We start from the raw sequence: 24,951 nt of genomic DNA, 5'->3' as shown, positions 1-24,951 counted from the left end.
AGTGAATGGCGCCCGCGGTGCGGGCGCACGACATCAATTGTGAGCGTGGAGCGCATCGTTGAGCGCAATGGCGCTCTTGTTGGTCAGGCATTCGATACGACCGTTGACCGAGTTGCGGCGCAACAGCAGGTCATCCTGGCCAGCCAGTTCGCGGGCGGCAACGGTCTTGACCTCCTGGCCCTGGTCATCGAGCACTGCAACCTTGGCGCCGGCAGTGATGTAGAGCCCGGCTTCCACGGTGCAGCGGTCGCCCAGCGGAATGCCGATACCGGCGTTGGCACCGATCAGGCAGCCTTCGCCGACCTTGATGATGATATTGCCGCCACCCGACAGCGTGCCCATGGTCGAGCAGCCGCCGCCCAGGTCGGAGCCCTTGCCGACCATGACGCCGGCCGAGATGCGGCCTTCGATCATGCCCGGGCCTTCAGTGCCGGCGTTGAAGTTGACGAAGCCTTCGTGCATCACCGTGGTGCCCTCGCCCAGGTAGGCGCCCAGCCGCACCCGTGCGGTATCGCCGATACGCACGCCCTTGGGCACCACGTAGTCGGTCATCTTGGGGAACTTGTCGACGCAGTCCACCGACAGCGGGCGGCCTTCCAGGCGTGCCTTGAGGCGCCGTGCCGGCAGTTCCTCGATGTCGATAGGCCCTTCGCTGCTCCAGGCCACGTTGCGCAGCAGACCGAACATGCCGGTCAGGTCGACGCCATGCGGCTTGACCAGGCGATGCGAGAGCAGGTGCAGCTTGAGGTAGACCTCGGGGGCGCTTTGGGGCGGCTGGTCGGTGTCGAGGAACGTTGCAACGAGCGGGCGCTGGCTGCTGGCGAAAGCGTCGGCGAGTTCGGCCTGCTCCTCGTTGCCGGCCTCTTTCAAGGCCTGGGCCAGCGCGGCGCAGTGCTCGGGCAGGAAGCTGACCACGGCATTGCCGGCCGGGGCGTCGAGTGCCTTGCGGGCCGCCTCGGCCAGCGCGGTGTCGGGCTGGAACAGCGGGGCCGGATAGTAGACGTCCAGCCAGTCGCCTTGGCTGTTCTGGTTACCGATTCCGAGAGCGAAGCTCAGCATGGGGGGGTCTCCGATGGATTCTGTTCAGGGGTGATGGGGTCAATAGGCCAGGGCTGCGTAATCGTCGGGTGTGAAACCGATCAGCAGGCGCTCGCCAGTGTCCAGTACCGGGCGCTTGAGCAGGGTCGGCTGGGCAAGGATCAGCCGCTGGGCATGGGTGGGGTCAGCCTTGGCTGACTGCTGGTCTTCCGCCGCCAGGGCTCGCCAGGTCGTGCTGCGGGTGTTGAGCAGGGTGGCCAGCTCGGCGCGGGCGAGCCATGCCTCGAGATGCTCGGCGCTCAGGCCGTCCTCGCGCAGGTCATGGTACTGATAGTGCGTACCTCGGGCGTCGAGGGCCTTGCGTGCCTTGCGACAGGTGTCGCAGGTCTTGATGCCGTATAGCGTGATCATGGACTGTGTTCTTCTCGGTTATTCGCGGGACTCGATGAAGCGACGAATACGCTTCGCCGCCTCGACGGTAGCCTCGAGCTCGGCGACCAGCGCCAGTCGCACACGACCGCTGCCCGGGTTGGAGCGTCTGCCAGCTGTTGCACTGTCGCGAGACATGTAGCGGCCGGGCAGCACCGTCACGTGCTGCTCGGCAAACAGGTCGCGTGCAAAGGCCTCGTCATCGCCACCCGGTACAGCCGGCCACAGGTAGAAGCTTGCCGAAGGGACCGGAAAGTCCATGACCGGGGCGAGAATATCAGTCACTGCGGCGAACTTCTCGCGATAGGCGTCGCGATTGGCCAATACGTGCCGCTCATCGTTCCAGGCCACGATGGAAGCGTGTTGAACCTGCAGCGGCATGGCGCAGCCGTGGTAGGTGCGATAACGCTTGAACGGCACGATCAGCTCGGCGTCGCCGGCCACGAAACCGGACCGCAGGCCAGGCAGGTTGGAGCGCTTGGACAGCGAGTGAAACACGATGCAGCGGCGGTAGTCGTGCCGGCCGAGCGCGGCACAGGCTTGCAGCAGTCCGGGCGGAGGGGTGTCCTCGTCGAGGTAGAGTTCGGAGTAGCACTCGTCGGAGGCCACGATGAAATCGAACTCGTCGGCCAGTTCGATCAGGCGCGTGAATTCCTCGAGCGGGGTCACCGCGCCGGTGGGATTGCCCGGCGAGCAGACGAACACGATCTGCGTGTCGCGCCAGACGTCGGCCGGCACCGCGTCCAGGTCGGGGCGGAATCCCCGGTCGGCCCGGCAATCCAGGTATTCTGGCTGGCCACCGGCGAGCAGGGTCGCGCCCTCATAGATCTGGTAGAACGGGTTGGGCATGGCGACACGCGCCGGGCGGGTGCGATCCAGGGCAGCCTGTACAAAGGCGAAGATCGCCTCGCGAGTGCCATTCACAGGCAGGATGTGGCGCTCCGGATCGAGGCTGTCCGCGCTCAGGCCGAAGCGACGTGTCGCCCAGGCCGCCATGGCCTGCCGCAATTCAGGCAGGCCGGCAGTGGCCGGGTAGCGGGCGACATCGCTTTCGTGGCGGCGCAGCGCCTCAAGTACTGCATCCGGCGGCGCATGGCGCGGTTCGCCGATCGACAGCGCAATGTGGGGCAGTGCCGCCGGTGGTGTCACGCCAGCCTTGAGTGTGGCGAGCTTCTCGAAGGGATAGGGTTTGAGCGCAGCAAGTTCGGGATTCATCGGCATTCCAGCGGTGTCCGCCGGGTGTGGCGGCAGTCTTTTTTATCGAGCGAGCAGGAAACCACCGATTATAGGGAAGCCGCCGGGGCGCCTCAAATCGGCACGCGCCTAGACGTCCAGCACATCGCACAATCGGTCGCGCAAGCGTGCCTGCTGGTCGGGGTCGGTGATCGGGGCGCCACGTTTGTCGGTAATGAAGAACACGTCCTCGACGCGCTCGCCCAGGGTGGCGATCTTGGCCGCCGACAGGGCGATGTCCTGCTCGACGAAAATACGCCCGACACGGGCCAGCAGGCCGGGGCGGTCGGGGGCAATCAGCTCCAGTACGGTGCGCTCGTTGGCCGGGTCCTGTTCGATGGTGACCTGGGTCGGCACGCGAAAGTGCTTGAGTTGGCGCGGCGTATGGCGGCTGACAATCTGCGGGTAATCGTCGGGATCGTCGAGTTCCTCGACCAGGTGCTGTCGAATGCGATCCAGTCGGGCAGGCTCGCGGATGGGCTCGTCATTGTCGTCGAGCACGATGAAGGTATTCAGTGTCCAGTCGTTGCTCGACGTGGCGATGCGGGCATCGTGAATCGACAGGTCCAACTGGTCCATGGCCGCGGCGCTTGCGGCGAACAGATCCTCCACCGAGCGAGTGTGGATGAACACCTTGGTGCCGCCCTCGCTGGTATCCTCGGCCGGTGCACTGACCAGCACCAGGGGTAGCTCGGAGCCGCCGTGGGCGAGGATGCCCTGGGTCTGCCAGACGATCTCGCTAGGCGAATACTGCATGAAGTAGTCGTCGCCAAAGGTGTCCCACAAGCGTTCGACGTGCTCGATATCGGCGCCGACCGTGCGCAGCAGGGCCAAGGCTTCGGCGCGGGTCTCGTTGATCCAGTCGTCGCGGTCGATGGGGTTTTCCAGGCCGCGGCGCAGGGCGCGCTTGGTCTCGCCGTGCAACTGGCGCAGCAGGCTGGCCCGCCAACCGTTCCACAGCGAGGGATTGGTCGCGGTGATGTCGGCGACGGTAAGTACGTAGAGATAATCCAGGTGGACCTCGTCGCGGACCTGGGCGGCAAACTCGCGGATCACGTCCGGGTCGGAGATGTCGCGCTTCTGGGCAGTCATCGACATCAGCAGGTGGTGCTCCACGAGCCAAGTGACCAGGCGGGTGTCGCGGGGGGTAAGACCATGGCGCTCGCAGAACGCGGCAACGTCCTGGGCGCCGAGTAGCGAATGATCGCCGCCACGGCCCTTGCCGATGTCGTGGTACAGCCCGGCGATCCATAGCAGCTCGAGCTTCGGCAACTGATGTACCAGGGCGGCGGCCACCGGGAACGACTCGCGCCCGGCAGGCTCGCGGAAATGCTGGATCAGCTTGAGCAGGCGCAGGGTATGGGCATCGACAGTATAGATGTGGAACAGGTCGTGCTGCATGAGCCCCACCGCCTGGCCGAACTCGGGCAGGTACTTGCCGAGCACGCCGTAGCGGTTCATGCGGCGCAGCTGGCGAGGCACGTTGCCGCCGCTGCGCAGCAGTTCCATGAACAGGCTCTGGTGGCGCAGGTCCTCGCGGAAGGCATCGTCGATCTGGTGGCGATGATCGCGAATCAGGCGGATGGTGTCGGCGCGCACGCCCTCGATCTCGGGGTGCTGGGCCATCAGCAGGAAAAGTTCGAGAAGGGCCGCCGGCCGACGTGTGAAGACGCGCCGGTCGCGTGCCTGGATGTAGCCGCCCTTGGTCTCGAAGCGTGCGTTGAGCGGGCGTGTCTCGAGTTCCTCGTCGGCGCGCAGGATCACCTCGTCGAAATGCTGCAGCAGCATGTCGTTGAGGCCCGCCAATGCAGTGACATGCCGGTAGTAGCGCTTCATGAACTGCTCGACGCCCAGGCGCTCCGGCGTGTCTCGGTAACCGAACATGTCGGCGATGGTGCGCTGATGGTCGAACAACAGGCGATCTTCGGCGCGCCCGGTGATCATGTGCAAGGCATAGCGGACCTGCCACAGGAACGCCTGGCCCTGGCTGAGGATGCGCAATTCGGCATCGTTCATGAAGCCCTGGGCGACCACGTCCTCGTAGCGCATCGGCCCGAAGTGGCGCTTGGCCACCCAGCCGATCATCTGGATGTCGCGCAGGCCACCCGGCGAGCTCTTAATATTGGGCTCGAGATGGTACTCGGAATTGTTGTGCTTGTAGTGGCGGGCGATCTGCTCCTGCCACTTGGCCTCGAAGAAGCGATCCGACGGCCACATGTGCTGGGTCGACAGGCGCTCGCGCATGGCCGTGCGCAATTGTTCGGGGCCGGCCAGGGTGCGGGTTTCCAGCAGATTGGTGATGACCGTGACATCGCCGCGTGCCTCGCGCTCGCAATCGGCCAGCGAGCGCACGCTCTGCCCGATTTCCAGGCCAATATCCCACAGAAAGGTAATGAATGCCGTGAGCGGCTCGCGGTAGGGCGTGTCGTCGTCATGCTCGAGCAGCATCATCAGGTCGATGTCGGAGTGGGGATGCAGCTCCCCACGACCGTAGCCGCCCACGGCGAGCAGGGCGATGCCGTTGTCCGGCCAGTCGTGTCGGGCCCAGGCGCATTCCAGCAGCCGATCCAGGCACCAGGCGCGACCGTGCACCAGGTCGCGGATGTCGGCACCGGCCCGGAAGCGCGCGTCGAGGTTGGCCTGAATCTCCCGCAGCGCCTGCTTGAACAGCACCACCGGCGAGCGTCCGGTTTCGAGCTCGGCGCGGAACGCCGCGCTATCGAACAGCGTCTCGTCGGGAACGAAGTGATAGTGGTGCAGAAGCATGCGGCGTGGCTCTCCCAGAAGGCGCTCGGGGCGCGATGCATGGCACCGCCCCGTCCGGCGTAAACGCTTCGTGAATCGTGCGGGACCGGTCAGGTCGTCGTGGGCCCCGCGGGGCGGTCAGGCCGCGAGAAACGAAAAATCCTCGTCGCCACGCGCCGTGAGCACCTCGACGCCGCCCTCCGTGACCAGCAGGGTATGCTCCCACTGGGCCGACAGGCTCTTGTCGCGGGTCACTGCCGTCCAGCCGTCACGCAGCACCTTGGTGCGATAGCCACCGGCATTGATCATCGGCTCGATGGTAAAGCACATGCCGGCAGCAAGCTCGATGTCGGCTTCGGGAGCATAGCCATCATAATGCAGGATCTGCGGATCTTCGTGAAACCCCGCCCCGATGCCATGGCCACAGAAATCGCGTACCACCGAGTAGCCGTTGGCCTCGGCGTGCTGTTCGATGATCTTGGCGAGTTCCGATAGGCGCACGCCGGGGCGAACCAGGGCGATACTCTTGTACAGGCACTCCTGGGTGACGCGACACAGGCGCATTCCCTGGATGGTCTCGCCGATCACGAACATCATGCTGGTATCGCCGTGGTAGCCGTCCGCGGTCTTCACGGTGATGTCGATGTTCATGATGTCGCCCTTCTTCAGCTTCTTGTCGAAGTCGGGAATACCATGGCACACCACGTGATTGAGCGAGGTGCAGATCGACTTGGGAAAGCCGTGATAGTTGAGTGGCGCCGGCTGCGACCCCAGTTCGTGGACGATATATTCATGGCAGAGGCGATCGAGTTCGCCGGTGGAGACGCCGGCCTGCACATGGGGAATCAGCATTTCCAGTACGGAAGCTGCCTGACGACCGGCCTCGCGCATCTTGTCGATTTCTTCGGGCGTTTTGATGGGAACGTTCATGGAGTCTCGTATCAAGGAATGGGATGTGTCGCCAGCGGGGATCGGGCGTGCAAAACAATGGCGGCGACTTCATCTTGGCATCATTCTATGGTATAAAGCCGCGCGCTTTCCTGCAATCCGCGTTGTTGGCCCGAAAGGCTGGCCAGCAAATCATTGTCGAAAGCACAAGCTAGCGTAATGCCTTGAAAACACACATGCACCGGCACATGGTCCCGGGTGCCGCGAATCAGGTCGCTTCGGCGCATCGCGGTCGGATCCATGGGGTGTATGGAGGCCTAACCCGATATACCAGGAGTCATCCATGGCACAAGTCAACATGCGTGACCTGCTGAAGGCAGGCGCCCACTTCGGTCACCAGACCAAGTACTGGAACCCGAAGATGAGCAAGTACATCTTCGGTGCCCGCAACAAGATTCACATCATCAACCTCGAGCACACCCTGCCGGCACTGAACGACGCCGTTGCCGTGGTCGAGAAGATGGCGGCTTCCAACAACAAGATCATGTTCGTCGGTACCAAGCGTTCCGCCAGCAAGATCATCAAGGAAGAGGCCAGCCGCGCGGGTCAGCCGTTCGTCAACCATCGATGGTTGGGCGGCATGCTGACCAACTACAAGACCATCCGCCAGTCGATCAAGCGTCTGCGTGATCTCGAGACCATGCGTGAAGATGGTACCTTCGAGAAGCTGACCAAGAAAGAAGTCCTGATGGCGACTCGCGAGCAGGACAAGCTCGAGCGTTCCATCGGCGGTATCAAGGACATGGGCGGCCTGCCTGATGCCCTGTTCGTGGTTGACGTCGACCATGAGCGCATCGCCATCAACGAGGCCAACAAGCTGGGCATTCCGGTCATCGGTGTGGTCGATACCAACTCCGACCCCGATGGCGTCGACTACGTCATCCCCGGCAACGACGACTCGATTCGTGCCATCCAGATCTATGTCAGCGCAATTGCCGATGCCTGCGCCAAGGCGAAGGAAGGACGCCCCGACGAATTCGTCGAAGTGACCGAGAGCAACGAAGTCGCCGAGTGATTCCGGCATGCCTATCCTGGCTGTCATGTTTCTCGCCCACACTGGCGAGGGTGACGGTCGGGAGTTGGGCAAAGGGGGCCGCGGCCCCCTTTGTCACGCTGTGACGGTCACGCAGGAAGATCCCGTTTTCCGTATATCCGACGTCGAACATACCTAGAGGTTAACTATCATGGCAGCTATCAGCGCATCTCTGGTCAAGGAACTGCGCGAGCGCACCGGGCTCGGCATGATGGAGTGCAAGAAGGCACTCACCGAAGCCGATGGTGACATCGAGAAAGCCATCGAGGACCTACGCAAGAATTCTGGCCTCAAGGCCGCCAAGAAGGCCGGCCGTACCGCCGCCGAAGGCGCCGTCGTGACGCGTGTTGCCGAGAATGGCAGCTACGGTGTCATGCTCGAGGTCAACTCCGAGACCGATTTCGTGGCCCGTGACGACAACTTCAAGGCATTTGCCGAGAAGGTCCTGGCCAAGGTCTTCGAGAGCAAGTCCGAAGACATCGCCGCCATCATGGAAGGCGAGATGGAAGAGACCCGCCAGCAGCTGGTCCAGAAGATCGGTGAAAACATTTCCGTGCGTCGCGCTGTTGTCGTCGATGCACCGGAAGGTGGCGTGGTCGGCGAGTACGTCCACGGTGGTCGCATCGGTGTGCTGACCCTGCTCAAGGGTGGCAATGCCGACGTCGCCAAGGACGTTGCCATGCACGTCGCGGCAATCAATCCGGCCGTGGCACGCCCCGAGCACATGCCGCAGGAGCAGCTCGACAAGGAAAAGAGCATCATCCTGGCGCAGCCGGACATGGCCGGCAAGCCGGCGGAGATCGCCGAGAAGATGGTTCAGGGCCGTCTCAAGAAGTACCTGGCCGAGAACAGCCTGACCGAGCAGCCCTTCGTCAAGGACCCCAACACCTCCGTGGCCGACTACGTCAAGGCCAATGGCGGTGAGGTGGTCAGCTTCACCCGTTTTGAAGTGGGCGAAGGCATCGAGAAGGAAGAAGTCGATTTCGCCAAGGAAGTGATGGAACAGGCTCGTCGTAGCTGAGGTCCTAGCTTCTGGCTTTCGAGATGGCGTGCGCGAGAGCGCACGCCATCGTGTATCTGGCCATCGGCCACGCTCGTCAATTCCGCCGCCATCAGGAGATTACGCATGTCTGCCAATCCCGACCGTAATGCCAAGTCGAAGTACAAGCGCATCCTGCTCAAGCTTTCGGGGGAAGCGCTGATGGGAGACGGAGACTTCGGTATCGACCCCAAGGTGCTCGACCGCATGGCGCTGGAAATCGGCCAGTTGGTCGGTATCGGTGTCCAGGTGGGCATCGTCATCGGAGGCGGTAACCTGTTTCGTGGCGCGGCACTGCATGCCGCCGGCATGGAGCGCGTGACCGGCGACCATATGGGGATGTTGGCCACCGTCATGAACGCCTTGGCAATGCGCGATGCATTGGAGCGTTCGAATATCCGTTCGCGTGTCATGTCGGCAATTCCGATGAGCGGCGTGGTCGAGCATTACGATCGCCGTACGGCGATTCGCTACCTGACCTCTGGCGACGTGGTAATCTTTTCGGCCGGTACCGGCAATCCGTTCTTTACCACCGACTCGGCGGCCTGCCTGCGCGGCATCGAGATCGATGCCGACGTGATCATCAAGGCCACGAAGGTGGATGGGGTCTACGACAAGGACCCCGTCAAGCATCCCGAAGCCATCAAGTACGAGCAGTTGGGCTATGACGAGGTACTCGACCAAAAGCTGGGCGTAATGGATTTGACCGCCATCTGCCTGGTACGGGACCATGACATGCCGGTACGCGTATTCGACATGACCAAGCCGGGTGCGCTACTCAACCTGGTCGTGGGCGGAAAGGAAGGCACGCTGATAGACAGAGGGTAATACCGTGATCAACGACATCAAGAAAGACGCCGAAACGCGCATGAAGAAGAGCCTGGAGTCTTTACAGGCCAACTTCCACAAGATTCGTACCGGGCGTGCCCACCCCAGCATTCTGGATGCGGTCACCGTGGAATATTACGGCGCTCAGATGCCGCTCAACCAGGTCGCCAGCGTCAATGTCGAGGACGCTCGCACCCTGGCCGTGGTGCCTTGGGAAAAGCCCATGGTGCCCAAGATCGAGAAGGCTATCATGACGTCCGACCTGGGACTCAATCCGGCGACTGCAGGCACGGTGATTCGTGTTCCCATGCCGCCGCTGACCGAGGAGACGCGCCGCAACTACATCAAGCAGGCACGTGCCGAGGCCGAAAACGCTCGCGTTGCGGTGCGTAACGTGCGTCGTGATGCCAACAGCGACATCAAGGCGCTGCTCAAGGAAAAAGAAATCACCGAAGATGAAGAGCACCGCGCCGAGGACGATATCCAGAAGCTGACCGACAAGCATGTCGCCGAGATCGACAAGCTGCTGGAGTCCAAGGAGCACGACCTGATGCAGGTCTGAGCTGGAAACGGGCGGCATAGATGGCCGCCCGAATTGACTCATCCTCGCGAGTTAACATGACGTCACCGCAGTCTTCCCAAGTGCCGCGTCACGTGGCCATCATCATGGACGGCAACAACCGCTGGGCCCGGGCGCATGGAATGTCCGGCATCCGCGGTCACCACGCGGGTGTCGAGTCTGTCCGTGCCGTCATTCGCCGTGCCGTGGAGCGCGGCGTCGAAACCCTTACGCTGTTCGCTTTTTCCAGCGAGAACTGGAAGCGTCCGGCAGGCGAAGTCAGGGCGCTCATGGAGCTGTTCCTGATGGCGCTCAAGCGCGAAGTCAGAAAGCTGCACGAGCATGACATTCGCCTTACCATCGTCGGCGAGCGGGACGCGTTTTCCAAATCGATTCAGCAGCATATCCAAAGGGCCGAGGCGCTGACGCAGGACAATCGTGGTCTGCATCTGATTGTCGCTGCCAACTACGGCGGGCAGTGGGACATTGCCATGGCTGCCCGGCGGCTGGCAGCGCGGGTCGAGAGTGGAGAAATGCACGCCGCCGATATCGACGAGGCGGCCCTCGACCGGGAGATCATCACTAACAGTGCCCCGCCCGTGGACCTGTGCATTCGTACCAGTGGCGAGCAGCGAATCTCCAACTTCCTGCTCTGGCAACTGGCGTATTCCGAACTTTTCTTCTCGCCCCGGTTGTGGCCGGATTTCGACGCCGACGCCTTCGACGAGGCCATCGACGCCTTTGCCGGTCGTCAGCGTCGCTTCGGCAAGACCCAGGAACAGATCGAGGCTCAAGGTGCTTAAGCAACGCATATTGACGGCGTTGGTGCTCGCACCGCTGGCGCTGGTAGGCCTGTTCGGCCTTGTCGAAGGAGGCTTTGCCCTGTTCACAGGAGCCGTCGTGCTCTGGGGTGGCTGGGAATGGGCCAACCTCTCGGGGCTGGCCCGTCCTGTGCAGCGCCTGGCCTATGTCGTCGGTCTGGCCGTGCTGATGCTACTTGCCTGGTTGCTGGGTGTGGTGCAGTCGGCCTGGCCGCTGTGGCTGGGCGCAATCGGCTGGCTGACCAGCGGTTACTGGGTGGTGAGCTACCCCCGGACCAGTCAGCAGTGGCGTGCCCCTGCCACTCGCCTGGCCATGGGGGCATGGGTCCTGCTGCCTTGCTGGATTGGCTTCATCCACCTGCGTGCCATCGGTGGCGAGTGGCTGCTTTACGTGTTGCTGCTGGTCTGGGTCGCCGATATCGGCGCCTATTTTGCCGGGCGTCGTTTCGGTCGCCGCAAGCTGGCCCCGCGTGTCAGTCCGGGCAAGTCCTGGGAGGGCGTGTACGGCGGCATGGTCGCGACGGCGTTGCTCGCCATGCTCTTTTCGGCCTGGCTTGGCCTCGGGACGGCGCAAGCCATATGGCTGGTCGTCGCCACGCTGGTCGTGACGCTCGTATCGGTGCTGGGCGACCTGCTGGAAAGCATGCTCAAGCGGTTGCGCGGCATCAAGGACTCAGGCCGCCTGTTGCCCGGTCATGGCGGGATACTCGATCGTATCGATAGCCTGACTGCGGCCATTCCGTTGTTTGCGCTGTTCAGGCTATGGGTCTGAGGAAAGGTGATGCTGGATAACGACACATCGCATGTCCGCCAGTCGGTTACCGTCCTGGGAGCCACCGGATCGATCGGCACCAGTACGCTGGATGTCCTGGCGCGCCACCCCGAGCGTTACCGGGTCCATGCACTGACGGCTTGTACCCGTCGCGAAGCGCTGCGCGATCAGTGCCTGACCCATTGTCCGGCGGTCGCCGTGCTGGCGCATGAGCACGATGCAGCCTGGTTGCGTGACGAGCTTGGTCGTGCCGGCCTGGCGACCGAGGTGCGGTCCGGGGAGGGCGCCCTGCAGGATGTTGCCGGAGCGAGCGAGGTAGATGTGGTCATGGCGGCCATTGTCGGCGCCGCTGGCCTGTTGCCGACGCTGGCCGCAGTGCGCGCAGGCAAGCGCGTGCTGCTGGCCAACAAGGAGGCGCTGGTCATGTCCGGGGCGCTGTTCATGGACGAGGTGGAGCGCCATGGTGCCGTGCTGCTGCCCATCGATTCTGAACATAATGCCATCTACCAGTGTCTACCTCCCGGGCATCGTGGAGGTTTGGGCAGGTTCGGCGTATCCCAACTACTGTTGACTGCCTCGGGCGGCCCTTTTCGAGGTTGGGACGCCGTCCGGCTACAGGCAGTGACGCCGGAGCAGGCCTGTGCCCATCCCAACTGGGCGATGGGACGAAAGATCTCGGTAGATAGCGCCACGCTGATGAACAAGGGGCTCGAGTTGATCGAGGCCTGCTGGCTGTTCGATGCGCGTCCCGAGCAGATTCAGGTCGTCGTGCATCCGCAGAGCGTAATCCATTCGATGGTCGCCTACAGCGATGGCTCGGTCATTGCCCAGTTGGGTAACCCCGATATGCGTACGCCGATTGCCTATGGCCTGGCCTGGCCCGAGCGGATTGCCGCGGGTGTCGAGCATCTCGACCTGTTCAGTGTGGCCAGGCTCGACTTCGAGGCACCCGATGAAACCGCGTTTCCCTGCCTGCGCCTGGCGCGCGAGGCCATGGCGGCGGGAGGCACGGCACCAGCGCTATTGAATGCCGCCAATGAAGTCGCGGTCGAGGCCTTTCTGGCCGGCGGGGTGGGCTTTACACAGATTCCCGACGTCATCGAGGCCGTCATGCATACCTGTGACGTCAAGGCCGCCGATGAACTGGACGTCATACTTGCCGAGGACGCGCGCGCCCGCCGCGTTGCCGTGCGGCATCTGGCACGCTAAGCCGGGAGGTTAACGCAATGGGCGCACTACAGAATGTGCTGGCGGTCATCGTCGTTCTTGGCCTGTTGATCACGTTTCATGAATTCGGGCATTTCTGGGTCGCGCGGCGCTGTGGCGTCAAGGTGCTGCGTTTCTCCGTGGGCTTTGGCAAACCACTCTGGTCGCGCTTCGATCGTCACGGGACCGAGTTCGCCGTGGCAGCGATTCCCCTGGGCGGGTACGTCAAGATGCTCGACGAGCGTGAAGGGCCGGTCGCTCCCGAGGAACAGGATCGTGCGTTCAACCGCAAGAGCGTGTGGGCGCGGATTGCCATCGTCGTGGCTGGTCCGCTGGCCAACTTTCTGCTGGCCATGGTTGCCTACTGGCTGCTTTTCGTCGCTGGCACGTCGACGGTGGCCCCGGTCATCGGTAACGTGGCCCCCGGTTCACCCGCGGCGCAGGCTGGTCTGGCATCGGGACAGGAGGTCATGGCTATCCAGGGGGATAAAACCCGCTCCTGGGAGGACGTCAATCTCGAGCTGATCTCGCGGATCGGGCTCAGCGGCAGCCTGGACGTCAGCGTACGCGAGGGTCAGAGTACCGAGCCGCGGGTGCATCACGTCAGTGTGGACAACTGGCTGGCGCATCAGGACCCGCCCCAGCCCTTGCAGACGTTGGGTGTCACGCCATGGCGTCCCGAGATCCCGGCCGTGCTCGGCCAGGTGCTCGAAGGCGAGGCGGCCGCCCAGGCCGGGCTCGAGCCGGGAGACCGCATCGTGGCGGTCGATGGCACGCCCATCAAGGATTGGTTGGACTTCGTCGAGCGGATTCGCAATCGGCCGGGCGAGACACTGGCGTTGCGCGTCGAGCGTGACGGAGAGTTTCGCGACATGGGCCTGATGCCAGGCAGCCGGGAGGCTGAAGGCGAGACGATCGGCTACATCGGGGCCGGCGTCGAGCCGGTCAGTTGGCCGGAAGAGTATCGGCGCGAGATTCGCTACGGTCCCCTGGCGGCGGTCGGGCAGTCTGTGTCGCGCACCGTGGAAATGACCGTGCTGACCCTCGACTCGATCCGCAAGATGCTGGTCGGGCTGATCTCGCCGTCCAACCTGTCGGGCCCGATCACCATTGCCCGGGTGGCCGGCGATACGGCGCGCAGCGGCATGGAAAGCTTCATCAGTTTCATGGCGTATCTGTCGATCAGTCTCGGTGTGCTCAACCTGCTGCCGATTCCGGTACTCGATGGGGGGCACCTGGCCTACTACCTCATCGAAGCGATCCGCGGCCGCCCCGTTTCCGAGGCTGTCCAGGCCGTGGGGCTGCGGATCGGCCTGGCGCTGGTCGGGACGCTGATGCTGATGGCGCTGTACTTTGACCTGATGCGATTGTGACGCGATGCGGCTGCAAAAAACATGACGTTGCGTTGAAACTATCCGGCGCCTAAGGCGCCCCTCGGCCCGGAGCGGCATGGCCGGCAAGCGCCACGCTTGGCCTTGTCAGTCACCCCGGGAAATGTATAAGGTGCCTGTTCGGCGAGCGAGCAGAACAGATCGGGCGAAACGACTGCATGAAACTAAAGACCCTCGGATTGGTGGTAGTGCTGGCAACCAGCACCCAAGCGGCCATGGCGGCCGATTTCACGGTTTCGGACATTCGCGTGGAAGGGCTGCAGCGCGTTTCTGCCGCTTCGGTATTCAACGCCTTCCCGGTAAGCGCCAATGAAAGTGTAGACGATCGCGAACTGGCGCAAGCCGCCAAGCAGCTCTTCGCGACGGGCTTGTTCGAAGACGTTCGCCTGGCCCGGGACGGGGACGTCCTGGTGATCCATGTGGTCGAGCGGCCCTCGATCTCGCGCATCGAGATCGAGGGCAATTCGCAGATTGCCGAAGAGGATCTGCGCAAGGGCATGGCCGAGACCGGCCTGGCCGAGGGCCAGGTGTTGCAGCGTGCCTCGCTCGATGAAGTGGAGCGCCAGCTCGAACAGCTCTATCACTCGCAGGGGCGATACAGCGCAAGTATCGAGACGTCGGTGGAGCCGGTCGATCGCAACCGCGTTCAGGTCAACATCGACGTCAACGAGGGCGCTGTCGCCAAGATTCGCCAGATCAACGTCGTCGGCAACGAGGCGTTCGACGACGATACCCTGCGTGATCTCATCCAGCTCGAGGATCGCCCGGGCTGGTTCTTCGGCTGGTTTTCCGACGATGAATACTCGCGCGAGAAGCTCGCCGGCGATCTCGAAACCCTGCGCTCGTACTATCTCGATCGGGGCTACGTGAACTTCGCGATCACCTCGACGCAGGTGGCCATCAGTCCCGACAAGTCGAAGATCTATGTCACGATCAATGTTGACGAGGGGCGCCGTTACCGCATCGACGACATCCGTTTTGCGGGTGATCTGACCCTGCCCGAGAGCCAGGCACGATCGCTGGTCACGGCGGAGTCGGGCGATATCTATTCGCGCAGCGCACTGACTGAATCCGCCGAGGCCCTGCGCCAGGCGCTGGGGGCGGAAGGATTCGCCTTCGCCAACGTCGAAAGCGTGCCCGAGGTCGATGAAGGCGGCGATACCGTCGATGTCATCTTCCGGGTCGATCCCGGTCGTCGTGCCTACGTGCGACGGATCAACTTCGAGGGCAATACCACCACGCAAGACGAGGTGCTGCGTCGCGAAATGATCCAGATGGAAGGCGCGCCGGCCTCCACCGACAAGATCAGCCAGTCCAAGCAGCGGCTCGAGCGCCTGGGCTTCTTCCGCCAGGTCGATGTCGAGACCCGGCCCGTGGCCGGCGAGCCCGACCAGGTCGATGTCACCTACAATGTCGAGGAACAGCCATCCGGCTCGATCTCGGCCAGTATCGGCTACTCGCAGTCCGCAGGGGTCATCTATGGGGCCTCGCTGTCACAGAAGAACTTCCTGGGGACGGGCAACCGGGTCAATGTCGGCGCCCAGCGCAGCGACACCTACACCAACCTGAACTTCGGCTTCACTGACCCCTACTGGACCCTCGACGGGGTCTCGCGCGGCTATAACCTGTTCTATCGCGAGACCGACTACGAGGATTCCGATATCTCGACGTATTCCACCGATTCGTACGGTGGCAGCATCGATTTCGGCTACCCGATCAACGACCTCAGCCGCCTGAACTTCGGGGTCGGGCTCGAGGATCTGTCCATCGAGACCTATAACGATACGCCGGCCGAAATCATCGGATACGTCGACAGCCAGGGCAACGACGCGATGAGCTACAAGCTCACCGCCAGTTGGACGCGCAACAATCTCAACCGTGGCATCATGCCGACCGATGGCAGCTACCAGCGTGTGGCCCTGGAGACCGCCGTGCCGGGCTCCGATGCCGAGTACTACAAGCTGCGCTACAACGCCAGGAAGCTGTTCGAGTTCCGTCCTGACTGGTCGCTCAAGTTCAGTACCTCGCTGGGCTATGCCGATACCATCGGCAACGACCCGTATCCGTTCTATGAGAACTTCTACTCCGGTGGCCTGGGGTCGGTGCGTGGCTTTGCCGGCAATACGCTGGGGCCGGCCACCACGCCTCGCGGCGATGGTGACGACGATACCCTGGGCGGCAACGTGCTGGTCGAAGGCTCGGTCGAGCTGATCTATCCCTTCCCCTGGGTCGAGGACCGCCGCTCCCTGCAGACCTCGGTCTTCGTGGATGCCGGCAACAGCTATCTCACTGAATGCTACGACGTGTCCGATGTGTCCGGGGCGCCTGATTCCAATTGCGAAAGCGGTGTCGACCTGGGCGAGCTTCGCTACAGCGTGGGCCTTGGGCTGTCCTGGCTGACCCCGGTGGGGCCGCTGACCTTCAGTGTGGCCAAGCCGCTCAACGAGCAGGAAGGTGACGATACCCAGACCTTCCAGTTCTCCCTCGGCCAGACATTCTGACGATGCAGCCAGGGCAACGTGACAAGGAGAATTCGATGCGCAAGATGACAGGTGTCCTGTGCCTGCTTGGTATACTGTCGGTACCTGCCCATGCCACGGAAGTGGCCGTGCTCGACTGGCGTGAGGCGCTGATAAGTTCCGAGGCGGCGCAGCGCTCCATGAACGAGTTGCGCAACCAGACCGGCGAGCAGCGCCAGCGTGCCGATAGCCTGGGGCAGGAACTTCAGCAATTGCAGCAGCGGTTGCAGCAGGATGGCGACATCATGTCAGACGCCGAGCGCAGCAAGGTGCGCCAGGAACTGCGTCAGAAAGGCGGCGAGTTCCAGCAGTTGCGTGCCGAGATCCAGCGGGCCCAGCAGCAGGCTGAGCAAAAGTTCCTGCAGGCCGCCAAGCCGCAACTGGATCGCGCTATCGATCAGGTGGTGGCCGAGCACGACGTACAGTTGTTGGTCGACCGTGACTCTGTGGTACATATGGCCGACGGTCTCGACCTGACTCAGGAAGTGACCGATATTCTCAACGACAAGTGATCGTTCGGTGCGTCCACCCGGGCGCCCGCTCGCCGATGCCATGAAAATGACGACACCCTTTACGTGCTCCCTCGCCGAGCTGGCCCAGCGGCTGGGGGCGACCCTCGTCGGCGACGGTGAGCGCCGCGTGACCGGGCTGGCAACGCTCAGCGATGCCGGCCCGCAGGATATCAGCTTTCTGGCCAACAAGGCCTATCTCAAGTACCTCACCGAGACACGGGCAGCCGCTGTGCTCATCCACCCCGCGCATGCCGCCGACTGCCCCACGGCTCGCCTCGAACTCGATAATCCCTATCTGGGATATGCCCAGCTATCGCGGCTGTTCGATCCTTTCAATGCCCAGGTCACGGCCGGTATCCACGAGACGGCCTGGGTGGCCGAAGGCGTCTCGATAGGGCGCAACGTGAGCGTCGGGCCCCAGGCCGTCATCGAGGCGGGCGTGACGCTGGGCGACGATGTGGTCATCGGTGCAGGTAGCGTGGTGGGGTGTGATGCGGTGATCGGCAGTGGCTCGCTACTGCACGCCAACGTTACTGTCTACCACGGCGTGATCGTCGGTGCGCGAGCCATTCTCCACAGTGGCTGCGTCATTGGCGCCGACGGTTTCGGCTTTGCGCATGACGGCCAGGCCTGGCACAAGATCGCCCAGTTGGGTGGCGTGGTGCTGGGCGACGACGTCGAAGTGGGTAGCTGTTCCAGCATCGATCGCGGTGCCCTTGGCGATACGGTGATCGGCAATGATGTCAAGATCGATAGTCAGGTGCAGATCGCACACAATGTGCAGATCGGCGACCATACGGCACTGGCCGGTTGCGTGGGGATCGCCGGGTCGACCCGGGTAGGTCGCCACTGCATGCTGGGCGGTGGCGTCGGGTTGGCCGGTCACCTGACGATTGGCGACGGGGTCCAGGTGACCGGCATGAGCCTGGTCACCAACTCCATCACCGAGCCGGGCGTGTACTCGTCGGGGACCGGGGCCATGAACAACGCCCTATGGCGCAAGAATGCCGTGCGCTTCAAGCAACTCGACGACATCGCCAAGCGCCTGGCGCGACTCGAGCGTGACAATCGGGACGCGTGAACGGCTGTCAGCGCCGTAGCGTGACGCTATAATCCACCGCCAAGCCAAGTCAGCGGATATCCGCTCCAGAATGCCCACCCTGTCCGGTGGGCATTACGCACTTTCAGAGGTCGTATCGATGGTAATGGACATCAACGAGATTCGTGAGTATCTGCCGCACCGCTATCCGTTCCTGCTGGTGGATCGTGTGGTGGATATCACGTTGGGTGAGCGCATCGTCGCCTACAAGAACGTGAGCATCAATGAGCCGTTCTTCAATGGCCACTTTCCGCATCACCCGATCATGCCGGGTGTCCTGATCATTGAAGCCATGGCCCAGGCTTGCGGTATTCTGGGGTTCAAGACGGTCAACAAGCTGCCGCGCGACGGTTATGTCTATTACCTTGTGGGTAGCGACAACGTCCGCTTCAAGCGCCCGGTCATGCCTGGCGACCAGTTGTGCCTGGAAGCGCAAGTGGTGCGTGAGAAGCGCGGTATCTGGAAATTCGCCTGCCGCGCCACCGTCGCCAACGAACTGGCCTGTGAGGCTGAGATCATCTGTGCCGAGAGGAAGGTTGCTTGATTCATCCTACCGCCATCGTCGATTCTTCTGCCCGCCTGGCCGATGACGTCGAGGTCGGCCCGTTCAGCGTGATCGGACCGGATGTCGAGATCGGGGCCGGTAGTGTGGTGGGCCCGCATGTGGTGGTCAAGGGCCCGACACGCCTGGGCGAGCGCAATCGCATCTTTCAGTTCGCCTCGGTGGGCGAGGACTGCCAGGACAAGAAATATGCCGGCGAGCCGACACGCCTCGAGGTCGGCGACGACAATGTCATCCGCGAAGGCGTCACCCTGCACCGGGGAACCGTGCAGGATCGTGGTGTGACGTCGATCGGCAGCCGTAACCTGCTCATGGCCTACGCTCATGTGGGGCACGACTGCGTGATCGGCGACGACTGCATTCTCGCCAACCAGGCCACGCTGGGCGGACATGTCACCCTCGGTAACCATGCCATTCTTGGCGGGCTCTCCGCCGTACATCAGTTTTGCCATGTGGGCACCCATGCCATGTGCGGTGGGGGCTCGATCGTCACCAAGGACATTCCGGCCTACCTCATGGTCAATGGTAATCCCGCGCAGGCCCATGGCCTGAACTTGGTCGGCCTGAAACGTCGGGGATTTTCCCGGGAGGCGCTCAAGGCGCTCGCCGAAGCGTACAAGGTCGTCTACCGGCAGGGCCAGACACTGGAGCAGGCGCTGGAAACCCTGACAGCCCGCTACGCCGATATGCCCGAAGTCGAGGTCTTCATCGCCTCGTTGCGCAATTCGACCCGCGGCATTACCCGCTGAGAGTGACAGGACATGCGTGTCTACCTGGTGGCTGGTGAGCTGTCCGGCGATATTCTGGGCGCCGGGCTGATGCGCGCCCTCAAGTCGCGCCATCCCGATATCGAGTTCCGTGGTATCGGGGGGCCGCGCATGATCGCCGAAGGCTTCGTCAGCCTCTATCCGCTGGAAACCCTATCGGTGATGGGGCTGGTCGAGGTGGTCAAGCATCTGCCGGGGCTGATCCGTGTACGCCGGCATCTGCGCCGCGATGCGCTGGCCTGGCAACCCGACGTGATGGTCGGCATCGATGCACCGGATTTCACCCTGGGGCTGGAGCGTCAGTTACGCGATAGCGGCATCCCGACGGCACATTACGTCAGCCCTTCCGTCTGGGCCTGGCGGCAGGGGCGGGTCAAGGGCATTGCCCGCTCGGTGAATGTCATGATGACGTTTCTGCCTTTCGAAGCAGCATTCTACGAGCGCCATCAGGTGCCGGTGGCCTTCGTTGGACACCCTTTGGCCGATGAACTGCCGTTGGTCAATGACCGCCGCGCGGCGCGCCAGACGTTGGACCTGGCGGGCGACGGGCCGGTACTGGCCATGCTGCCAGGTTCGCGGGCCAACGAGATTCGCTTCCTGGGCCGCACCTTCCTCGATAGTGCCGTTAGGCTGATCGAGCGCATCGAGGGCTTGCAGGTCGTGATCCCGGCGGCGACCCCTCAGCGCCATGAGGAACTGGCTGCGCTGCTGAAGGAGTATCCGGCGTTGACGTCTCGGGTCAGGCTGGTGAATGGCCAGTCCCGTGAGGCGATGGTCGCCAGCGATGCCGTGCTGCTGGCATCGGGGACCGCTGCACTCGAGGCCATGCTCTGCCACCGGCCCATGGTCGTCGCCTACCGGATGGCACCGGCGACGCACTGGCTGGCGCAACGCCTGGTCAAGACCGAGTGGATTTCGCTGCCCAACCTGATCGCGCGCGAGACGCTGGTGCCTGAGTTGATCCAGGACGCGGCCACGCCCGAGGCGATCGCCGAACGGCTGGTGACCTGGCTTGGCGATTTTCAGGCCCGCCAGGCGATCGAGTCGCGCTTTGCAGCCATGCATGCGCAGTTGCAGCGCTGTGCCAGCGAGCGAGCCGCCGACACGGTGCTTGCCCTGGCCCAACGGCGATCATTGCCGCAGCAAGTGGCCCCTGGTGAGTTCGAGAAAGCGCCATGACCTTGACCAGCATTGATAGAAAGAGGGTAGGCAGGAAAACGGGAAAAAGGCCTTTGGGCGGCTTTCCCGAGCTGGTCATCGAGTACACCGGTGAGCGTCTGGCGGGGGTCGACGAGGTCGGCCGTGGACCGCTGGCGGGAGCCGTGGTTGCTGCGGCGGTGATTCTCGACCCGTGCCGTCCCGTCGAGGGGTTGGGCGATTCCAAGGCGCTGAGCGAAAAGCGCCGGCTGGAACTCGATGCTCTGATTCGTGAGCGCGCCCTGGCGTTTGCCGTGGCGCAAGCCTCACCGGCCGAGATCGATGAGTTGAACATCTATCATGCCACTCACCTGGCGATGCGACGTGCCATCGATGCGCTCGCGGTGGCTGCCGAATACCTGCTGGTGGACGGCAATTGCCTGCCGAGGCATCATCTCCCCGGTCAGGCGGTGGTGAAGGGCGATGCCCGCCATCCGGCGATCGGCGCCGCCTCGATCCTCGCCAAGGTCGCGCGGGATGCACAAATGGTGGCGCTCGATGCACGCTATCCCGAGTATGGCTTTGCCCGCCACAAGGGGTATCCCACGCCCGAACACCTGGCGGCGCTGGCTCGGCTGGGGCCGCTGGCCGAACATCGCCGGTCCTTTGCGCCGGTCAAGAAACAACTCGAGCTGTTCTGAGAAACGCCCAGCAGAATCGACTGTATTCCACCGCTCTCTGATACGCTGCGAGAGATGTCCCTCCGCAGCCGCCATTGCCCGAACAACTGCGAGTCCGATATGACCACGCCCTTCGTCCACCTTCGTGTGCATAGCGAATATTCCCTCGTCGACGGCCTGGTGCGCCTCAAGCCGCTGGTCCAGGCCACGGCCGAGGCCGGCATGCCGGCCGTCTCGGTCACCGACGAGGCCAACCTGTTCGGCCTGGTCAAGGTCTACAAGGCCGCCCAGGGGGCCGGTCTCAAGCCGGTCATCGGTGCCGACCTGTGGCTCGAGAACCCCTTCGACGAGGGGCACCCCTACCGGCTGACGCTGCTGGCCATGAACAACGATGGCTACCGCAATCTCACCGAGCTGATCTCACGTGGCTGGGTCGATGGCCAGCGCCAGGGTATTTCCGTACTCAAGAAAGCGTGGGTCTTCGCACAGAGCGACGGCCTGATCGCGTTGTCGGGCGGACGCGAAGGCGAAATCGGACGCTTTCTGCTTGCCGATCATCATGAGGAAGCCCGCGAACTGCTGGCCGAATGGCAACGCCACTTCCCGGAGCGTTTCTACCTCGAATTGACGCGCACTGGCCGCCAGCACGAAGAGGAGTGCGTTCATCTGTCGGTTCAGCTTGCCGCCGATACCGGTACCCCGGTGGTGGCGACCAACGATGTTCGCTTCCTGACCCGGGAGGATTTCTGGGCCCACGAAACGCGGGTATCCATCGGCGAGGGCAAGGCGCTCGACGACCCGCGCCGTGAGCGCCGCTACAGCGAGGAGCAATACCTCAAGAGTCCCGCAGAAATGGCCGAGCTGTTTGCCGATATTCCCGAGGCGCTCGAGAACAGCGTGATGATCGCTGCCCGTTGCAGCGTCGACGTGCGTCTCGGTGAGTACTTCTTGCCCGAGTTCCCGATTCCCGAGGGCATGACCCTCAACGAATATTTCCGCAAGGTCTCCCATGACGGGCTGACCGAGCGCCTCGAGCAGCTCTTCGACGGGCCCGACGCCATCTATGCCGGCCGCTCGCGCGCAGAGCACGAGCCAGCCTACCGCAAGCGCCTGGATTTCGAACTCGACATCATCATCCAGATGGGGTTCCCCGGTTACTTCCTGATCGTCATGGACTTCATCCAGTGGGCCAAGGACAACGATATCCCGGTAGGACCGGGGCGTGGCTCCGGGGCTGGCTCGCTGGTCGCCTATGCGCAGAAGATCACCGATCTCGACCCGCTGGAATACGACCTGCTGTTCGAGCGTTTCCTTAACCCCGAGCGTGTCTCGATGCCCGACTTCGACGTCGACTTCTGCATGGAGAAACGCGACCGGGTGATCGACTACGTGGCAGAGCGCTACGGGCGTAACGCCGTCTCGCAGATCGTCACCTTCGGCACCATGGCGGCCAAGGCGGTGGTACGCGATGTGGCCCGCGCCCAGGGCAAGCCCTATTCGCTGGGTGACAAGCTGTCCAAGCTGATCCCGTTCGAGGTCGGCATGACCCTGGCCAAGGCCCACGAGCAGGAAGAGGCGCTGCGCGACTTCCTCGCCAACGACGAGGAGGCCCAGGAAATCTGGGACATGGCGGTCAAGCTCGAAGGGATTACCCGCGGTACCGGCAAGCACGCCGGTGGCGTGGTCATCGCGCCGACCAAGCTTACTGACTTCTCGCCGCTATTGTGCGATGAGGACGGCAATGGCCTGGTGGTGCAGTTCGACAAGAACGATGTCGAGGAAGCCGGGCTGGTCAAGTTCGACTTCCTCGGCTTGCGCACGTTGACCATCATCGACTGGGCGCTGGAGATGGTCGATGCGGTGCGTGCACGCAGCGGCGAGGGTCCGCTGGACATCGCCAGCATTCCGCTCGACGACGTGCCGACCTTCGACATGCTCAAGAAGGCCGAGACCACGGCGGTGTTCCAGCTCGAATCGCGCGGTATGAAGGAGCTCATCAAGCGCCTGCAGCCCGACTCGCTGGAAGACATGATCGCTCTGGTGGCGCTGTTCCGTCCAGGGCCGCTGCAGTCGGGCATGGTCGATGACTTCATCAACCGCAAGCATGGGCGGGCGGAGATCTCCTACCCGCACCCCGACTACCAGCACGACCTGCTCAAGCCGGTGCTCGAGCCCACCTACGGCATCATCCTCTATCAGGAGCAGGTGATGCAGATTGCCCAGGTGCTGGCCGGCTACACGCTCGGCCAGGCCGACATGCTGCGTCGCGCCATGGGCAAGAAGAAGCCCGAGGAAATGGCCAAGCAGCGTGCCGGCTTCATGGAAGGCTGTGCGGCCAACGGCATCGACAAGGACCTGGCCGGCAATATTTTCGACCTGGTGGAGAAGTTCGCCGGCTACGGCTTCAACAAGTCGCACTCGGCCGCCTACGGCCTGGTGTCCTACCAGACCGCCTGGCTCAAGACTCACTACCCGGGGCCGTTCATGGCGGCAGTGCTGTCCACCGACATGGACAACCTCGACAAGGTGGTGCCGTTGATCGAGGAGTGCCGCAACCTGGGCCTGACGGTGACCCCGCCGGACGTCAATGTCGGCGACTACAAGTTCACCGTCGATGAGCAGGGCCGGGTAGTCTATGGCCTGGGCGCGATCCGTGGTGTCGGCGAAGGGCCGATCGGGGCCATCGTTGAGGCGCGTAGTGCCGATGGCCCGTTCAGCGACCTGTTCGATTTCTGCCGCCGGGTCGATGCCAAGCGCATGAACAAGCGCACCCTCGAGGCGCTGATCCGTGCCGGCGCCCTGGATAGCCTGGGGCCGTCGCGCGCCGTGCTGGCCGCCGCGCTCGATGATGCCATCAAGGCGGCGCAGCAGAGCACCACCAATGCCAACCTGGGCATGATGGACATGTTCGGTGAGGCCTTCGTCGAGCCCGAGGCCGGCGACGCCTATGCGGAATACCGCCAGGTGCGCGACTGGAGCGACAAGGAACGCCTGGCCGGCGAGAAGGATACCTTGGGTCTTTATCTGACCGGGCATCCCATCGACGAATACGAGAAGGAACTGGCGCGCTTCGTGTCGACGCGCATCAGCTCGCTCAAGCCGTCTCGCGAGCCCCAGCGTGTCGCCGGGCTGGTCGTGGCCATGCGGACCATGAAATCCAAGCGCGGTGACACCATGGCTTTCGTGACCCTCGACGACCGCACCGGGCGCATCGAGGCGTCGCTGTTCGGCGAGTTGTTCGACCAGGTACGTGCCACGCTCGGCCAGGACCAGGTGCTGATCGTCGAAGGTGAAGTGTCCAGCGACGACTTCTCCGGTGGCTTGCGCCTGCGCGGCAAGGAAATCACGATGATGGTCGATGCCCGCCGCCGCTATGGCGAGGCGGTAGAACTTTCCGTGGACGGTAACCGGCTGAATGGTCGCTTCATCTCGAGCCTACGCGACAGCCTCGATCCATGGCGCAGCAATGACGGCCTGCCGGTGCGCCTCAGGTACCGCAACGCCCAGGCCAGTGGCTGGCTCGAACTGGGCGACGACTGGAAAGTGGCGCCGGCCGACGAACTGATGGTCGCCTTGCACGAGGTCGAAGGACAGGACGGCGTCAGGCTCCGCTACCGTGGCTGAAACGATCCC

General features: G+C 63.3%; 21 protein-coding genes. 16 read left to right on the top strand and 5 right to left on the bottom strand.

Annotated features, from left to right (window positions below):
* Window positions 1–33: 33 nt before the first annotated feature.
* The 5 genes from dapD to map all read right to left on the bottom strand — a co-directional run bounded on the left by dapD (window position 34) and on the right by map (window position 6,375).
* A complete protein-coding gene (gene dapD / locus BM194_RS15295; protein WP_092848495.1) occupies window positions 34–1,059 on the bottom strand; it encodes a 2,3,4,5-tetrahydropyridine-2,6-dicarboxylate N-succinyltransferase in 1,026 nt (341 codons plus the stop codon).
* Between the two features lie 39 nt (window positions 1,060–1,098).
* A complete protein-coding gene (locus tag BM194_RS15290) occupies window positions 1,099–1,449 on the bottom strand; it encodes an arsenate reductase (protein WP_092848492.1) in 351 nt (116 codons plus the stop codon).
* Between the two features lie 18 nt (window positions 1,450–1,467).
* The gene (gene dapC, locus BM194_RS15285) at window positions 1,468–2,682 is read right to left on the bottom strand and encodes a succinyldiaminopimelate transaminase (protein ID WP_092848489.1); all 1,215 of its coding nucleotides are present in this window, start codon (window positions 2,680–2,682) and stop codon (window positions 1,468–1,470) included.
* Window positions 2,683–2,790: 108 nt separating this feature from the next.
* Entirely contained in the window at window positions 2,791–5,466 is a 2,676-nt protein-coding gene (locus BM194_RS15280) for a [protein-PII] uridylyltransferase (protein ID WP_092848487.1), read from the bottom strand.
* 117 nt (window positions 5,467–5,583) lie between these two features.
* On the bottom strand, window positions 5,584–6,375 hold the full coding sequence (gene map / locus BM194_RS15275; protein WP_092848484.1) for a type I methionyl aminopeptidase: 792 nt from the start codon (window positions 6,373–6,375) through the stop codon (window positions 5,584–5,586).
* Window positions 6,376–6,676: 301 nt separating this feature from the next.
* Between map and rpsB the strand changes: the two genes are divergently transcribed.
* From rpsB to dnaE, 16 genes are all read left to right on the top strand, one after another.
* On the top strand, window positions 6,677–7,408 hold the full coding sequence (rpsB, locus tag BM194_RS15270) for a 30S ribosomal protein S2 (protein ID WP_092848482.1): 732 nt from the start codon (window positions 6,677–6,679) through the stop codon (window positions 7,406–7,408).
* Between the two features lie 169 nt (window positions 7,409–7,577).
* Complete coding sequence (tsf, locus tag BM194_RS15265) at window positions 7,578–8,447, top strand: translation elongation factor Ts (protein WP_092848480.1); 870 nt, start codon at window positions 7,578–7,580, stop codon at window positions 8,445–8,447.
* Window positions 8,448–8,552: 105 nt separating this feature from the next.
* The gene (pyrH, locus tag BM194_RS15260; protein WP_092848477.1) at window positions 8,553–9,293 is read left to right on the top strand and encodes a UMP kinase; all 741 of its coding nucleotides are present in this window, start codon (window positions 8,553–8,555) and stop codon (window positions 9,291–9,293) included.
* Window positions 9,294–9,297: 4 nt separating this feature from the next.
* Window positions 9,298–9,855: a ribosome recycling factor gene (gene frr, locus BM194_RS15255; protein ID WP_092848475.1), complete on the top strand. Its 558-nt coding sequence runs from the start codon at window positions 9,298–9,300 to the stop codon at window positions 9,853–9,855.
* Window positions 9,856–9,911: 56 nt separating this feature from the next.
* Window positions 9,912–10,655, top strand: a complete 744-nt coding sequence (uppS, locus tag BM194_RS15250; RefSeq protein WP_092848473.1) for a polyprenyl diphosphate synthase — start codon at window positions 9,912–9,914, stop codon at window positions 10,653–10,655.
* Window positions 10,648–11,445 carry a phosphatidate cytidylyltransferase gene (locus BM194_RS15245; protein ID WP_092848471.1) on the top strand — a complete coding sequence of 266 codons (798 nt, stop codon included), beginning with the start codon at window positions 10,648–10,650 and terminating at the stop codon, window positions 11,443–11,445. The genes uppS and BM194_RS15245 overlap by 8 nt, the downstream gene beginning before the upstream one ends.
* Window positions 11,446–11,454: 9 nt before the next feature.
* Window positions 11,455–12,654 (top strand): 1-deoxy-D-xylulose-5-phosphate reductoisomerase, encoded by a 1,200-nt coding sequence (gene ispC / locus BM194_RS15240; RefSeq protein WP_092848468.1) that lies wholly within the window; start codon window positions 11,455–11,457, stop codon window positions 12,652–12,654.
* Between the two features lie 17 nt (window positions 12,655–12,671).
* Window positions 12,672–14,024, top strand: coding sequence for a sigma E protease regulator RseP (rseP, locus tag BM194_RS15235; protein WP_092848465.1), 1,353 nt, complete (start codon window positions 12,672–12,674; stop codon window positions 14,022–14,024).
* A 176-nt stretch (window positions 14,025–14,200) separates the two neighbouring features.
* Window positions 14,201–16,543 (top strand): outer membrane protein assembly factor BamA, encoded by a 2,343-nt coding sequence (bamA, locus tag BM194_RS15230; protein WP_244890985.1) that lies wholly within the window; start codon window positions 14,201–14,203, stop codon window positions 16,541–16,543.
* Window positions 16,544–16,578: 35 nt separating this feature from the next.
* Complete coding sequence (locus BM194_RS15225) at window positions 16,579–17,073, top strand: OmpH/Skp family outer membrane protein (protein WP_092848462.1); 495 nt, start codon at window positions 16,579–16,581, stop codon at window positions 17,071–17,073.
* A gap of 40 nt (window positions 17,074–17,113) precedes the next feature.
* Complete coding sequence (lpxD, locus tag BM194_RS15220; RefSeq protein ID WP_092848667.1) at window positions 17,114–18,154, top strand: UDP-3-O-(3-hydroxymyristoyl)glucosamine N-acyltransferase; 1,041 nt, start codon at window positions 17,114–17,116, stop codon at window positions 18,152–18,154.
* 118 nt (window positions 18,155–18,272) lie between these two features.
* Window positions 18,273–18,716: a 3-hydroxyacyl-ACP dehydratase FabZ gene (gene fabZ / locus BM194_RS15215; RefSeq protein WP_092848460.1), complete on the top strand. Its 444-nt coding sequence runs from the start codon at window positions 18,273–18,275 to the stop codon at window positions 18,714–18,716.
* Entirely contained in the window at window positions 18,713–19,483 is a 771-nt protein-coding gene (gene lpxA, locus BM194_RS15210; RefSeq protein ID WP_092848457.1) for an acyl-ACP--UDP-N-acetylglucosamine O-acyltransferase, read from the top strand. The genes fabZ and lpxA overlap by 4 nt, the downstream gene beginning before the upstream one ends.
* A 12-nt stretch (window positions 19,484–19,495) precedes the next feature.
* Complete coding sequence (gene lpxB / locus BM194_RS15205) at window positions 19,496–20,680, top strand: lipid-A-disaccharide synthase (protein WP_092848454.1); 1,185 nt, start codon at window positions 19,496–19,498, stop codon at window positions 20,678–20,680.
* A 53-nt stretch (window positions 20,681–20,733) separates the two neighbouring features.
* Window positions 20,734–21,339, top strand: a complete 606-nt coding sequence (gene rnhB, locus BM194_RS15200; RefSeq protein WP_244890984.1) for a ribonuclease HII — start codon at window positions 20,734–20,736, stop codon at window positions 21,337–21,339.
* A 99-nt stretch (window positions 21,340–21,438) separates the two neighbouring features.
* Entirely contained in the window at window positions 21,439–24,942 is a 3,504-nt protein-coding gene (dnaE, locus tag BM194_RS15195; protein WP_092848449.1) for a DNA polymerase III subunit alpha, read from the top strand.
* The last annotated feature ends 9 nt before the right edge of the window (window positions 24,943–24,951 follow it).

The sequence above is a fragment of the Modicisalibacter xianhensis genome (genome assembly GCF_900113605.1).
Classification (GTDB): Bacteria; Pseudomonadota; Gammaproteobacteria; order Pseudomonadales; family Halomonadaceae; genus Modicisalibacter; species Modicisalibacter xianhensis.
The sequence above is the reverse complement of the archived record's forward strand: the minus strand, read 5'-3'. Positions and strand labels throughout refer to the sequence as shown.